This is a genomic window from Anaerococcus sp. HMSC075B03 (assembly GCF_001815585.1).
GTDB classification, from domain to species: Bacteria; Bacillota; Clostridia; order Tissierellales; family Peptoniphilaceae; genus Anaerococcus; species Anaerococcus vaginalis.
In genome coordinates this window covers 1-15134 of the sequence record NZ_KV821172.1, presented here as the reverse complement: position 1 = coordinate 15134, position 15134 = coordinate 1, and the positions used below count along the sequence as shown (strand labels likewise).

The 15134-nt window shown below is 29.1% G+C and carries 16 protein-coding genes and 1 pseudogene; all 17 read left to right on the top strand.

The features are described from left to right. The first annotated feature begins 2 nt into the window (after positions 1 to 2). Complete coding sequence (locus HMPREF3045_RS02455; protein ID WP_049555307.1) at positions 3 to 293, top strand: CD1845 family protein; 291 nt, start codon at positions 3 to 5, stop codon at positions 291 to 293. 86 nt (positions 294 to 379) lie between these two features. Then, entirely contained in the window at positions 380 to 1357 is a 978-nt protein-coding gene (locus HMPREF3045_RS02450; RefSeq protein ID WP_019107278.1) for a replication initiator protein A, read from the top strand. Positions 1358 to 1371: 14 nt separating this feature from the next. Further along, positions 1372 to 2229, top strand: coding sequence for an ATP-binding protein (locus HMPREF3045_RS02445; RefSeq protein ID WP_002838954.1), 858 nt, complete (start codon positions 1372 to 1374; stop codon positions 2227 to 2229). Between the two features lie 14 nt (positions 2230 to 2243). Then, positions 2244 to 2735 carry a PcfB family protein gene (locus HMPREF3045_RS02440; protein WP_002838927.1) on the top strand — a complete coding sequence of 164 codons (492 nt, stop codon included), beginning with the start codon at positions 2244 to 2246 and terminating at the stop codon, positions 2733 to 2735. Positions 2736 to 2931: 196 nt separating this feature from the next. Beyond that, complete coding sequence (locus HMPREF3045_RS02435) at positions 2932 to 3138, top strand: hypothetical protein (protein WP_022620867.1); 207 nt, start codon at positions 2932 to 2934, stop codon at positions 3136 to 3138. 44 nt (positions 3139 to 3182) lie between these two features. Beyond that, positions 3183 to 4985, top strand: coding sequence for a VirD4-like conjugal transfer protein, CD1115 family (locus HMPREF3045_RS02430; RefSeq protein ID WP_070736945.1), 1803 nt, complete (start codon positions 3183 to 3185; stop codon positions 4983 to 4985). A 151-nt stretch (positions 4986 to 5136) separates the two neighbouring features. Next, positions 5137 to 6000 carry an Abi family protein gene (locus HMPREF3045_RS02425; protein WP_070736944.1) on the top strand — a complete coding sequence of 288 codons (864 nt, stop codon included), beginning with the start codon at positions 5137 to 5139 and terminating at the stop codon, positions 5998 to 6000. Positions 6001 to 6189: 189 nt separating this feature from the next. After that, positions 6190 to 6513 carry a single-stranded DNA-binding protein gene (locus HMPREF3045_RS02420; RefSeq protein ID WP_058259929.1) on the top strand — a complete coding sequence of 108 codons (324 nt, stop codon included), beginning with the start codon at positions 6190 to 6192 and terminating at the stop codon, positions 6511 to 6513. Next, positions 6514 to 6729: a Maff2 family mobile element protein gene (locus HMPREF3045_RS02415; RefSeq protein WP_002838961.1), complete on the top strand. Its 216-nt coding sequence runs from the start codon at positions 6514 to 6516 to the stop codon at positions 6727 to 6729. It abuts the gene before it with no gap. A gap of 1 nt (position 6730) precedes the next feature. Further along, positions 6731 to 7594: a VirB6/TrbL-like conjugal transfer protein, CD1112 family gene (locus HMPREF3045_RS02410; protein ID WP_004838430.1), complete on the top strand. Its 864-nt coding sequence runs from the start codon at positions 6731 to 6733 to the stop codon at positions 7592 to 7594. Positions 7595 to 7611: 17 nt separating this feature from the next. Beyond that, positions 7612 to 7869 carry a hypothetical protein gene (locus tag HMPREF3045_RS02405; RefSeq protein ID WP_019107263.1) on the top strand — a complete coding sequence of 86 codons (258 nt, stop codon included), beginning with the start codon at positions 7612 to 7614 and terminating at the stop codon, positions 7867 to 7869. After that, entirely contained in the window at positions 7869 to 8207 is a 339-nt protein-coding gene (locus HMPREF3045_RS02400; RefSeq protein ID WP_002838958.1) for a PrgI family protein, read from the top strand. Before HMPREF3045_RS02405 ends, HMPREF3045_RS02400 begins: the two co-directional genes overlap by 1 nt. After that, positions 8204 to 10699: a VirB4-like conjugal transfer ATPase, CD1110 family gene (locus HMPREF3045_RS02395; protein ID WP_022620875.1), complete on the top strand. Its 2496-nt coding sequence runs from the start codon at positions 8204 to 8206 to the stop codon at positions 10697 to 10699. The genes HMPREF3045_RS02400 and HMPREF3045_RS02395 overlap by 4 nt, the downstream gene beginning before the upstream one ends. Next, positions 10671 to 11636, top strand: coding sequence for a DNA-methyltransferase (locus HMPREF3045_RS02390; RefSeq protein WP_070736943.1), 966 nt, complete (start codon positions 10671 to 10673; stop codon positions 11634 to 11636). Before HMPREF3045_RS02395 ends, HMPREF3045_RS02390 begins: the two co-directional genes overlap by 29 nt. Before the next feature lie 9 nt (positions 11637 to 11645). Beyond that, positions 11646 to 14609, top strand: a complete 2964-nt coding sequence (locus tag HMPREF3045_RS02385) for a C40 family peptidase (RefSeq protein ID WP_070736942.1) — start codon at positions 11646 to 11648, stop codon at positions 14607 to 14609. 19 nt (positions 14610 to 14628) lie between these two features. Next, entirely contained in the window at positions 14629 to 14886 is a 258-nt protein-coding gene (locus tag HMPREF3045_RS02380) for a hypothetical protein (RefSeq protein WP_001035536.1), read from the top strand. Beyond that, positions 14883 to 15134: pseudogene (locus tag HMPREF3045_RS02375) on the top strand (copper amine oxidase); the annotation flags it as partial. The gene HMPREF3045_RS02380 and the pseudogene HMPREF3045_RS02375, both read left to right, overlap by 4 nt.

Genomic DNA, 15134 nt, shown 5'->3' with positions numbered 1-15134 from the left:
ATATGATAATATTTAGAGTTTTTTTCAAAATCATATTGTTTCCTATTAGTATAGCGTTAAGTATCATCACTCTATTTTTAACGTTTGTATTAGGACTTAGCACAATATTTTTCAAACTGATTTCATTTATTGCTATTATGGGATTTTTGGGATCTGTTTATCATGGAGAAAAAGCACTCGCTATAGAGGCAATTATACTAGCATATCTTTTTAGTCCTTATGGTTTGCCAGTGCTAGGATATTTTATTATAGAAGTGATAGAAGGGGTGAATGAAAGAATAAAAGTAATTTAAATATAAAAATAAATAGATTAAAACGATGAAAAAGAGATAGCAAAATCAAAGCTATCTCTTTTTATATGAAAAGAAAGGGGGTTATGATGAAAGAAATAGTTAAATTTGAATACTATTATGGCAATGAAGCAGAACAATATTCATTTTTTAGGATTCCCAAAACTTTGTTTACTGACTTAAATTTTAAAAAACTATCCGTAGAAGCAAAAATTCTTTATGGAATTCTACTCGATAGAATGAGCTTGTCAATTAAGAATAAATGGTTAGATGAAGAAAACAAGGTATACATCATCTATACCATAGAAGAAATTATGGAAGTATTAAACTGGGGGAGAAATAAGTCGGTCAAAGTAATGAAAGAAATTGAAGAAATAGGATTATTAGAAAAAAAGAGGTTAGGACTTGGAAAGCCAAATTTACTTTATGTAAAGAACTTTATTTACACAGAAAATAATAAAACTACAGAAGTTTCAAAAGCAAACCTCAAGAAGTTTAAAAAACAAACTTCAGGAAGTTTAGAAAACAAACCTCAAGAAGTTTCAAAAGAGGACTCTAATAATACTAATATTAATAATACTGAAACTAATAATACTGATTTTAATAATACCACCCCCATATCCCCCTTAGAAAAGCTAGGAGAAAAATCAAAAAAAACTTTGGAGGAGGAAGAATTAAAAGAAACTATAAAAAAGAATATATCTTATGAAATCTTTGAAAAAGTAAGAATAGAAGAAAAGAAGCAAGTAGATGTAATGATAAATGTACTTGTAAAAGCCTTAACTAGCTTTACAAACATTAAAATAGGAGGGAGGCATATATCCAATGAAAATTTTAAAGAAAAATTTCTAAGTCTTAACTATAAACACATAGACTATGTTTTGAAATACCTAAGAGAAAATGCTCCAAAGGATATTAGAAACATTAATGCTTATCTACTGACTCTCTTATACAATGCAGATGAAAATATTAGAAACATAGAAGTCATAAAGAGAGAAGATCAGAAAAGAGAAAACTATGACTATAGTAACGATGAGGATATATGGAGAGAAATTTTAAATACTTGATAGGAGAGGAGCATATGGAATTAATAAAAGAAATCCTAGAACAGAAAATAAAAAATGCAGAAACAAATAGTCCATCAAAAGATGAAGAAAATAGGAGTTATATAGATCAAGAAACAGGATTAAAATATTGTGCAAAATGTAAAACACCAATTGAAAAAGAAATAGACTTCTTTGGAGAAATAAAAAAAGTTGGTATTTTATGTCAATGTAAAAAAGAAAGACAAAAATTAGAGGAAGAAAAAAGAAAAGAAAATAAAAGGCTTTTAAAAATTGAACACTTAAAAAAAGAGTGTTTTTCTGATCCTATCTTATTAAATTGGAATTTTAAAAATATGGACAAAGATAGTGAGCATGAAAAAGTAGCAAAAAATTATGTGGAAAAATTTGATGAAATATATGAAAATAATATAGGATTAATTCTCATAGGGAATGTGGGATGTGGAAAAACATATCTTGCAAGTGCTATAGCAAATGCTTTACTAGAAAAAGAAATATCAGTCAAAATGACAAATTTTTCAGTAATTTTAAATGATATGACTAACTTTGAGATTGATAAGAGTAAGTATATAGATAACCTAAATCATAAGAAACTATTAATTATTGATGATTTTGGAATGGAAAGAGATACAGATTTTGCAGCTGAGCATATCTTTAACATAATAGATAGTAGATATAGAAGTGGGAAACCTCTAATTATAACAACAAACTTAAATATATCAGCTTTAACTAATCCTGAAACTATAAAAGATAAAAGAATTTACTCAAGGATACTTGAAATATGCAGTCCCATTATATTTACAGGAGAAAATAGAAGAATAGAAAAAATGAAGGAGAAATCAAAATTAGCCTATGAAATATTAAAAAAAGAATGAAAGTAGGTGAGTGAATGCAAAATGATGATATAAATAGCAGAACAATAGCCATAGTAAAAAAAGCGGGGATAGTTACAGCCAAGCAAGTTATAAATTTGATGAAGAAAATATTAGAAATAAATAAACATAAAGCGCAGACAGAACAGTCAAGACCCTTAGAAAAATTTAAAAAAGTAAAAGTAAAAGATCTTGTAAAAAAAGGTAAAGTAGAAACCTTAGAATTAAATGACATAGACTTAAAAGCATTGAAAAAAGAATTAAAAAGATATGGGGTGAAATTTTCCATAAAGAAAGATTTAGAAAATGGAAACAACATTATCTTTTTTCAAGCAAAAGATATAAAAGTGATGGAACAAGCTTTTAAAAAGACAGTCCAGAAATTTACTAAAGATAAGTCAAGAAAAAGAAAATCTGTAATAGAAAGGCTTAATAACTTCAAGGATAAAGTCAAAGATACTATTGACAGAGATAAGGTTAAACATAAGCATCAGGAACAAAGTTTATAATAAAAGCACTTAGATATATAATATATATGATGAGAAGGCATGAATAGCTTTATTGTTGAATACTATGAAAAAGAAGATGGAATCATCCAGTAGAAGAATTTCTCTTATCTATAGATAAAAAATGAGAACAGAAGCATTAGGGAAAAAACTAAAAAATACCTTTGAAAGTAAAATATAAGTATAATGGTGGTTTAAAATGACAAATAAAAGAATATGTCCCATATGTAACTCAAAGATGAAGCAACAGTTTATAGGTCTATTACATTGCAAGTGTGGTATAAGCTATCATAGAGATTTAGGATATTTTAAAAGAAATGAGAATATGATTTTTGTCTTGGAAAGAAAAAAGATAGGTAAAAAAATAAAACAAGTTCCAGTAATAATATATAAAAAAGATAAATAAGATACTAATGGGTAGAGAAATCTACTCTTTTTTATGGAGAGGAAGTGATTAATTCGAAAATACTAAATGAAATAATAAAAGATATAAAAAATGTTTTTAAGATAAGAGATAAGAAGAAATTTGTATTAGAAAATCTTCCTTACCTCTTATTTTTTTATATAGGAAATATCTTTGCAAGCCATGTCAACTCTTATGTAGGAGGAGATATAATAGATAGAATTCTAGTAGCTTTTAGTCAAATAGATACTTTAAAATATATTCCATCATTAAAAATAAAAAATCTGATACCCGGTCTAATTCTATCAGTAGTTATTAAGTTAATCCTTATACAGAAAAAGAAAAAAGCAAAAAAGTTTAGAGAGGGCAGAGAATATGGATCGGCAAGATGGGGAAATGAAAAAGATATTGAGCCATACATTGACAAGAAGTTTGAAAACAATGTGCTATTAACTCAAACTGAAAGACTTACCATGAACAATAGACCTAAAAATCCAAAATATGCGAGAAATAAAAATGTATTGGTAATTGGAGGTTCTGGTAGTGGTAAAACAAGGTTTTTTGTAAAGCCAAATCTCATGCAAATGCACTCTTCATATGTAGTAACCGATCCAAAAGGAACATTAGTCTTGGAATGTGGGAAAATGTTGGAAAGAAATGGATATGAGATAAAAATACTAAACACAATAAACTTTAAAAAATCCATGAGATATAATCCCTTTGCATACTTGAAAAGTGAAAAAGATATTTTGAAATTAGTACAAACAATAATTGCAAATACTAAGGGAGAAGGAGAAAAATCAACTGAGGATTTTTGGGTGAAAGCTGAAAAACTCTATTACACAGCACTTATAGGATATATCTGGTATGAAGCTCCTAAAGAAGAACAGAACTTTACAACTTTACTTGCTATGATAGATGCAAGTGAGGTAAGAGAAGAAGATGAAAATTTTAAAAATGCAGTAGACTATATGTTTGAAGCATTAGAAAAAGAAAAGCCAAATCATTTTGCAGTAAAACAATATAAGAAATACAAACTAGCAGCAGGAAAAACTGCCAAATCAATCCTTATATCCTGTGGAGCAAGGCTTGCTCCATTTGATATTCAGGAACTTAGGGACTTAATGAAAGAAGATGAACTGGAGCTTGATACACTTGGAGAAAAGAAAACAGCTTTATTCGTAATAATATCGGATACAGATGATACATTTAACTTTGTAGTATCAATAATGTACTCACAATTATTTAATCTATTATGTGATAAAGCAGATGATGAATATGGCGGAAGACTTCCTGTTCATGTGAGATGCCTACTTGATGAATTCGCAAATATCGGCTTAATTCCTAAATTTGAAAAGCTGATAGCAACTATTAGAAGTAGAGAAATATCAGCTTGTATAATATTACAAGCACAATCACAACTAAAAAGTATCTATAAAGATAATGCAGATACCATAGTTGGCAATTGTGATTCGACGTTATTTTTAGGAGGCAAAGAAAGAACAACATTAAAAGAATTATCTGAAAGCCTAGGCAAAGAAACCATAGACCTATATAACACATCAGAAACAAGATCAAATCAAAAGAGTTTTGGTTTAAACTATCAAAAAACTGGAAAAGAATTAATGAGTCAAGATGAAATAACTGTAATGGATGGTGGGAAATGTATCTACCAATTAAGAGGAGTTAGACCATTTCTTTCAGATAAATTTGACATAACCAAACATAAGAATTATAAGTTCCTTGAAGATTATGATAAGAGAAATATATTTGACATAGAGAAATACCTGCAGAGAAAAGATGAGGTTAAGTTAAAAGAGAGTATGGTAGTTGAAATATTAGATGAATAAATTTAAAATTAGAAGTAAGATAGATATTTAGGAAAGATTAAAAGAAATTACTTGACAAAAAATATTTTATAGCATATAATAATGTCAACAGTACCCGACACGCCTCTTAACAATGCGGACCAAGTCGGGTCATTTGATTTTAGGAGAAAAAATGAAAAAAATTCATCAAGAACCGATTAGTATAGAAAATCAAGTAAAAAACTTAATAGACTTAGGACTTTTAGTAGAAGATAAAACTTATGCTAAGAAAATTCTTGGAAGAATATCCTATTACAGGCTGATTAAAGCTTATAGTATCACATTAAAAAAAGATGGAAGATATATATCAGGAATAAGTTTTGAAGATATTGTAAGTTTATATAAATTTGATAGAGAACTTAGACAGCTTATATTTGAAACAATAGAGCATATTGAAGTTTCTTTAAGAGCAGTTATCACAAACTATTTTTCTTTAAGATATGGGAACTTTTCATATAAAGATATGAATAATTTTGAGAAACAAAAGGAACAAGAAAGGGTACTAGAAGAATTAGCAAGGGAAGTTAAAAGAAATAGACGCTCACCATTTATAAAAAACTTTAAAGACAATTATGAAGGTGGAGAAATTCCACTCTATGCAGTGATAGAAGTAGCAAGTTTTGGAACTTTATCTAAAATGTATAAGAATATGAAAAATGAAGATAAAAGTAAAATTGCAAAAGTCTTTCATACAGACTACCATTACTTTGAATCTTGGATAGAAAATTTTGCCTATATAAGAAATATATGTGCCCATTATGGCAGGCTATATGGAGCAAAGCTTACAAAATCACCAAAGCTATATAAAGAATATTTAAAAAATAATATTTCAAACAATACAATATTTGCTACATTAGTTAATCTTAAAATAGTTTCTGAAGAAGAAAATTACAAAAAATTTTATCATGATCTAACAGCACTAATAGCAAGATATGAAAATATTGAATTAAGACATGTTGGCTTTATAGAAAACTGGAAAGAATTACTAAAACCATAAAATTAAATAGAGAAATCTACACCGAAAAAAACATTTCGGTGTTTTTTTATGCCCAAAGGAGGAAGAATGAAATATATACGAGATGAGCCGAAAAAATAAGATACAGAGAAAAATGAATATTAATCAATAAGAAGTAGAAGCGATAGAAAAAACTATCGCTTTTTTTATGGAATAAAGGAGATAGAACAAATGGAGAGAGAAATGCTAAATATTAATGGAAATCTAGTAGGAGAAATAAAAACAACTGAAATAGATACAAAGGAAGGAGAAAAAGAGGTAGCTAACTTCACAATAGTTAGAAAGAACAAAGAAGAAGGAAAGGTTAAAAAAGAATATATCTACTGTAATCTCTACGGGGAAAAGGCAAAAAGTGTGAAGGAATTTAAAAGTGGAGAATACATCCATATTTTTGGATATTTTAAGGAAACAAAAAAAGAAGACAAGACATTTAAAAATTTTATCGTAAAGCACATAAATAAAATTAAAAAAGAAGAAAAAGAGGAGGAAATATAAATGGAATTTTTTACACAAGCAGTAAATGTATTAAAAATATTAGTTACAGCAATTGGTGCAGGGCTTGGAGCATGGGGTGTTATCAACCTGATGGAAGGTTATGGGAATGACAACCCTGGTGCTAAATCTCAAGGTATTAAGCAGCTTATGGCTGGAGGGGGAATTGTACTCATAGGTTTAAAACTAATACCGCTATTAGCAAACGTGTTAAAATAAAATGTTTAATATAGTAGATAAGATCAAAGAGTTTTTTTCGGAGATACTTATTGATATGATCAAGGAAAATTTAAGCGGAATGCTCCTTGATATAAATGATAAAGTATCAACGATAGCAAATGAGGTAGGAAAGACTCCGAGTGGATGGAACTCGGAGGTTTTCCACTTCATAAAGTCTATTTCAGAAAATGTTATACTTCCCATAGCAGGTCTTATCATAACGGCTGTACTATGTATTGAATTAATTCAAATGGTAATGAACAAAAATAATATGCATGACACAGATACCTTTGATTTTTTTAAATATATGATAAAAATGTGGATAGCAGTATGGCTTGTATCTCATGCTTTTGACTTTTCTATGGCAGTATTTGATGTGGCACAGAATTTAATAGGAAAGGCAGCAGGTGTGGCAAATGCTAGTGCAAAAGTTTCTCCAGGTGATATAGCTAATATGGTAGATAGCCTAAAAGGAGAGTCAATAGGAAAATTAATGACTATAGTACTAGAGACATCAATTGTAAAGATGATAATTCAAGGGATATCAATACTAATTACAGTTATTCTATACGGCAGGATGATAGAAATATATATTTATACTTCAGTTTGCGCCATACCTTTTGCCACAATGGGCAATAAAGAATGGGGAAGTATTGGAACAAACTATATAAGAGGGCTCTTCGCACTTGGCTTGCAAGGTTTATTCCTACTTATATGCGTAGGAATTTATGCCGTACTTGTTAAGACTTTAAATATATCAGACATACACAAAAGTATTTTTGAATTACTAGGATACACATTAATACTTGGGATAACTATGATGAAATCAGGAAGTATTGCAAAATCAATTTTAAATGCTCATTAATAAAAAAGGAGAAGATGATGAAAATTAGAAGAAAAAAGGACAAAAAAATTAATTTAAAAACACTTGGAACAATAGGACTCCCAATACTTTTAATAGGGGGATATATTACAAGAGAAATACAAAATAGAATGATTATAAGAAAAACATCGGAAGTTTTAGATAATAGAGAAGAAACGAATGAAAAAGTATTAGAAATAGCAGTGAATATGGGAAAATCATTAGAAGATCTGAACAGAGAAGATATATATGGCTTTTACTTAGAGGGTTTAGAATAATGGCTTATGTAAATGTCCCAAAGGACTTAACAAAAGTAAAAACAAAGGTAGCTCTAAATCTAACAAAAAGACAATTAATTGGCTTTACAATTGCAGGTCTAATAGGCTTTCCAGTATATTTAATGGTAAAAAAAGTGCTGCCTAATGACCTATCTATGTTAATCATGATAGGTGTGTCTTTTCCTATAATATTTGCAACTCTTTATGAAAAGGACGGGATCTATTTTGAAAAATATTTAAAGTATATTATAGATAAGAAAAGACAGACAAGTATAAGGATATACAAGACAGAATGTATTTATGATATAAAGAAACAAAGAAAGGAAAGGAGTAAATGAATCAAATACAGAAAAAACAACAGAAAAAATTAAATCAAGAAAAAAGAAATTTAAAAAAACAAAAAGAAGATTTAAAAAGCATTAGTATAAGTCAAAAAAAGATGAAAAAAGCAAATATTTCTAAAGAAAAAGGAAAGCCCAAAAAGAAGCTTTCCTTTTTTGGTGGGAAGAAGAAAAAGAGTGTTCAGGAAACAATCCCTTATTTAAGAATGTTGAGAAATGGGATTTGCCAAGTTGAGAAGAACAAATTTAATAAAATGATACGTTTTTTAGATATTAACTACCAGCTTTCAACAGAAGAAGATAAGGAAAGTATATTTAATGAATTTTCAAGTTTTTTAAACTATTTTGATCCAAGTGTTGATATAGAACTTTCATATATTAATCGCATAGGAAAAAATGAAGAAGTAGAAAAAAACATCAATGTTCCGGATAGAAACGATTCATATAATGAAATACGAAAAGAGTACAGGGAAATGCTAAAAAATCAGAGTCAAAAAGGAAATAATGGACTTACTAAATATATGTATATCACCTTTAGCTTACAAGCACAAGATTTAAAAGAGGCAACTACAAGACTTGAAAGAATGGAAATGGATATATTAAATAACTTTAAGCAGATGGGAGTAAAAGCTTATGTATTAAGTGGATATGAAAGGTTAAAGGTTATTCACGATATCTTAAATCCAAATAAGAATTTTGTTTTTTCATTTGAAGACCTAAAATATAGTGGACTATCTACTAAGGATTATATAGTACCAGCATCATTTAACTTTTCATCTAACAATCAATTTAAAATTGGAGAATACTTTGGAGAAGTAAACTTTCTACAAATTCTAGCACCTGAATTATCAGATAGATTATTATCAGAATTTTTAGGAGTTGAAGAAAATATGATTGTAACATTTCATATAAATTCCATTGATCAAACAGAAGCTATAAAGATGATTAAAAGAAAAATAACAGACTTGGATAAAATGAAAATTGAAGAAAATAAGAAGGCTATAAGATCAGGATATGACATTGATATTCTTCCAAGCGATTTAATTACCTACGGTAATGATGCTAAGAAACTATTAGTAGAACTTCAAAATCATAATGAGAGAATGTTTGTCATAACTATTTTGTTTACAAATATGGAAAAAAGTAGAAAGAAATTGAGTAATATAATCTTTCAACTAAATTCAATAGCAGGTAGGCATAATTGTGTATTGAAAAATCTTAACTATAGACAGGAACAAGGACTAATTTCTTCCCTGCCACTTGGAAAAAATGAAATAGAAATAAAAAGAGGACTTACAACCAGCTCTACAGCAGTCTTTATTCCTTTTACAACAGAAGAGTTGTGCTTAGAAGGAGAGAGCTTATATTACGGATTAAATGCTTTAAGTCGTAATATCATTATGACAGATAGAAAGCTTTTAAAGAATCCAAACGGTTTAATACTTGGAACACCGGGTAGTGGTAAATCTTTTTCAGCTAAAAGAGAAATTACCAATGCTTTTTTAATCACACAAGATGACATCATTATCTGTGATCCGGAAGGGGAGTATGGAAATTTAACTAAGGCACTAGGTGGAGAAGTTATAAAAATATCGCCAACAAGTAAGGATTATATAAACCCGTTGGATATAAATGTAGACTATGCCGATGAAGACAATCCCTTATCTTTAAAGTCTGACTTTATTCTTTCACTGTTTGAACTTGTAGTAGGAAAGGAAGGGTTAAGTGCAGAAGAAACTTCAGTAATTGATAGATGTCTTCCAATATTATATAAGGATTACTTCGACAATCCAATTTCTGAAAATATGCCAATTTTAGAAGATTTATATAATTTACTTTTAAAACAAGAAGAAAATGTAGGGAAAAAATTAGCGGTAGAAATGGAAATTTATGTCAAAGGCAGCCTCAATGTATTTAACCATAGGACTAATGTAGATACAGGAAATAGAATTCTTTGTTATGACATTAAGGAATTAGGAAAGCAACTTAGAAAAATAGGTATGTTAATTGTTCAAGATCAAGTGTGGAATAGAGTAACTATTAATAGAAATAAGAAGGAAACCAGATATTACTGTGACGAATTCCATTTGCTTTTAAGAGAAGAACAAACAGCCTCATATTCCATAGAAATTTGGAAGAGATTTAGAAAATGGGGCGGGATTCCAACAGGATTAACACAAAATGTAAAGGACCTTTTAGCCAGTCCCGAAATAGAAAATATATTTGATAATACAGATTTTATCTTAATGCTTAATCAAGCTAGTGGTGATAGGGAAATTTTAGCTAACAAGTTAAATATATCTCTTTATCAGTTATCCTACGTAACAAATTCCAATGAGGGAGAGGGATTACTATTCTATGGAAACACAATAGTACCTTTTGTAGATAGATTTCCTAAAGATACAAAATTGTATAAGTTAATGACAACTAAACCAGAAGAATTAAAGGAAGGGATAGAAATTGATAGACAGAGAGAAGTTAAAAACTAACTATATTATTAATTTAGATGCAATTTCTGCTCTAAAGGAATTTCCAGATAAAATATTTGATTGCTGTATTACATCTCCTCCATATTATGGACTTAGAGATTATAAAGCAGAAGGACAAATTGGAAGAGAAGAAAGTCCGGAGGAATATTTAAATAAATTAATTAAAGTCTTTAGAGAAGTAAAAAGAGTATTAAAAAAAGAAGGAACACTTTGGGTAGTTATTGGAGATTCTTATGCAGGTACAAGAAGCAAAAAAGAATATAAAGATCCTAAAAACATAGAAGGAAGAAGTGGTCAAAAAGAGTCTATTACAGAAAAACTCAGTGGCTACAAGGCAAAAGACTTAATGGGGATACCTTGGCAACTAGCTTTAAAATTAAGAGAGGATGGTTGGTATTTAAGAAGCGATATTATTTGGCATAAGGAAAATGCCATGCCTGAGTCTTGTAGGGATAGACCATCAAGGTCTTATGAACATATCTTCCTACTATCAAAAGCAAGAAAGTATTTCTATAACTTTGACGCTATGAAAGAACCAATAAAAGAAATAAGCAAAAAAAGATATATGAGGGCAAGGGGAAATAATAACAAGTATTTACAAGAAGGCACAGGAGCTAAAAGACAGAGCATAAATAAAGCAAGAGAGTATGGAGAATATATAGGAGATAATGTCCCTAAGTTTAGAAACAATAGAGATATTTGGACTATTAACACCAGTGCGTTTAAAGGAAAACACTATGCGGTATTTCCACCAAAACTGGTAGAACTTTGTATAAAAGCAGGATGTCCTAAAAAAGGCTTAATTCTTGATCCTTTTATGGGTTCAGGAACTGTTGGAATGGTAGCTATTAGGATGGACAGAGAATATATTGGAATTGACATAAACAAAGACTACTGTCAAATAGCGAAAGAAAGGATAGAGAAAAATATGAAATAGGAGGTATATATGAAAAAGAAAGGGAAAGTAAACCCAAGAGATGTACCAAAGACCAAACTTATATCAGAAAAGAAAGAAGAAAGCAATGAAAAATTCAGTAGTACAGAGAGAACATCAGATTTTTCAAAAAAAGAAATTAATAAAGTAAAAAGCAGGAACAACATAGACAATAATGTTGAAAACTCTAAATATTACTCAGATCATTTGCAAGAAAATAGTCAGGATTTATTCAAAGAAAAAGAAAAGCCAAATAGAGAAAGAAGACAAAGAAAAATCCATGAGGAAAAATTTGCAGAAGCCTCCTATCATAATGAATATCAGCCGGAATATTCGCAACGGCAGCATAGAAAAATGGAAGAAAATGAGGAAAGTAGATATGGTGAATATCACGGGCAAGAAAGAGAATATAGGCTAAGTAATTTTAAAGAAGATTTTAATGATGGAGTAATTTCAACTAACTCTAATATAAAAAGTAGCATTTCTCCTCAAAAAAATTGCAATGGGAATAGTAATTTAAAATGGAAGAAAAACGTTGAGAGTGAAAGTTTTAATGATGTGCCAGAGGAAAAAATAAGGAGATTTAGAAAAGAAGATAAGAATTTTAATAGAGAGATAAGTTCAACATATGATCCATTATCACAGGACTCAGATAATGATGGTGTCATAGATCGCTATGACATTAACTTTAGTGATAGCAATGTATCCTATAGGGATACAAGGGATGACTATAAGTATTTACCATCTTCTAATGTGCAAAGAAAAAATTGGGATGGTTATTTTATTCTTGGTGAGAAAGGGAAAGAAAGCTTTCAAAAAAACACCTTAAAAAAACTTTATCAATCTCAAAGTCAGTTTAAGGACAAACGGGAAAAAGCAGAATTAAAATCTTTAAATGGGAAGTTTAGAAGAAAAGACTTATCATATAAGGCAAATGAAGAAGATAAAAAAATAATTCAAGATCTGAATACTAATAAAAAACAAAATAGCAAATATTTCAAAGGCAAAGTTAGAAATTTAGAAGAAAAAAATATGCTAATAGGTAGGGTTTCTAGTGGGAAATTTAGACAGGATAGCCTATCTGAAGGATTTAAAAGTGAATCTGAAAAAAATAAAGATAAATATAATATAAATAAAAAGAATCAAGAAAAAATAGGCACGAAAAAAGAAATCTTCAAACAGGAAAAAAACGTAATAAAAAATGAGAATCTTGAAGTAGATGAACTTGATTTAAATCATAGTGGAATTTCTAATAAAAACAAGGGAAAGAAAAGACAAATAAAAGACGCTTTTGATAATACTATAAAGAAAAGCAACTTTGATCCAAAGAAAGAATACACCAGGACAAAAAAAGAAGTACAGGATTCTAAAAATGTATCTGAAGAAAATAAGGTAGATACAAAAAATAAAACTAAATTCCATTCTAAAAAAGATAACAAAAGTGAAAAAGATAAGTTTTATAAAAAGGAAGATAAAATATCAAAACTATATGAGAAAAAGAATAAAAAAGAAAAAGAGTTAATTAAGTATAAGAAAAAGTCAAAAAAAGCGGGTTTAGAAAAACCTATTACTTTTGCGAGTGCTATGACGGCAAACTATCTATATAGTGGGAAAGATGATAATGCAGGTGTTAACGCTGCTTATAAGCTTAGTAGAACTACCGAAGTTGTAGGTAGAGAAATTAGCCATTTTAGAAGAAAAAAACCTTTAAAAACTCAAAGAAAAATAAAATCTTTAGAAGGAAAAATTTATAAGAAAGAAAGTAAACTCCTCTTTCAAAGAAATTTTGAAGAATTGAAGAAGACTAAAGCTTATCAAAACTCTAATAAATTGAATCGATTTTTTATGAAAAAGAAGTTTCAGAGAGATTTTAGGAAGAAACACGGGGAAGGTTTAGTAAATAGAATAAAGAAATCTTTCGCTAATATTGGAAAGAAAACATTGGAAGTTTTAAAAAACAAAGGATATAAGCAAATTTTAATGGCCCTTTGTATTTTAGGACTTTTTTTTATGCTATTTCAAGGAATTAGCAATGTTGGCAGTCTTACTTCAGGATTAACAAGTAATGTTATAGCTACAAGCTATCTATCAAAAGAAGAAGTTTTAATGGATATTAATAATGAATTTACAAGTTATGAATATGCATTACAAGATGAAATAGATAGTATTAAAGAAAATTATCCAAATTATGATGAATATCATATAAAAGGAGATTCTGTTGGTCATGATCTACACGAGCTTTTTAGCTATTTAACAGCAAGATATGGAGAGATTAAGTCAGCTGAAGAGATACAAAAGGAATTAAAAAAACTATTTAATCAAATGTATGAGAAAAAATATACTTCAAAGTCTATTACAAAATATGACAGTGAAGGAAATCCATATACCTATAGAATTCTAACATTAACTATAAAAAAGAAAAGTATTGATGAAATAGCAAGAGAAGAATTTGCAAACTATGAAACAAATATGGCTCATTATTTAGCATTACTTGATAGTCAGGGAAATATGAGTGGATATTTTGGATCAAGCTATGGGAACTTGGGAGAGATTATAGACAATCCAAACTTTGGAAATCCCGGTCTTGCTTTTGATTCAGCTACTGCCAAAGCCTTATTTAATGAAGCAGAAAAACATATAGGCAAAAGATATGTGTTTGGAGCAAGTGGACCATCTAACTTTGACTGTTCAGGTTTTGTATGTTGGTCATTTACAAAGTCTGGTGTAAAGAGAATGCCAAGAACTACAGCTTGGCTTATTTATAAAAACTATTGTAATCCAATATCTCCAAGCGAGGCAAAACCTGGGGATATTATTTTCTTTAAAGGCACATATAATTCGGGTACGCCAATTTCTCACGTAGGGATATATGCCGGAAATGGAATGATGCTCCATGCAGGAGATCCTATCCAATATGCCAGTATAAACTCAAGGTATTGGAAAAATCACTTTTATTCCTTTGGTAGACCAAAATAAGGGGAAGGAGTAAAAATCTATGAATAAAAAATTAATCAGAAACATAGAAAAACAGAAGAATTTAAGAAAGAAAAAAGAAGAAATTGAAATAGAACTTCAGTTATTAGTAGAGGAACAAGAAGAAATAGAAAATTTAGAGGTCATCAAGGAATTTCGAAGTCGAAAAATATCTCTTGATGAATTTTTATTTATTGTTAGAAAAAATAAGGAAGAAGAAAATAGAGAAAGACAAGAACTTAAAAGAAAAGATACAAATGAAAGTGAGGAAAATTTATGAAAAAAATAACCAGTGGAATTTTAGCTGTGATGATGCTACTTGTAAGTTTAGTGAATATATTGGCTGTAAGTCCTGTATATGCAAGTACAGATTATAAGGTAGAGTGGACGGAAGATGATTTTATGTATTCCTCTGAGGGAAATATAATTGCCTTTAGTGATAAAGGCTTAGAAAAGAAAGAGAAGACAAATACTCTAGTATTTCCTGAAGGAACGAAATCTATAAATGGAAATTATTCTTTAAGTCAT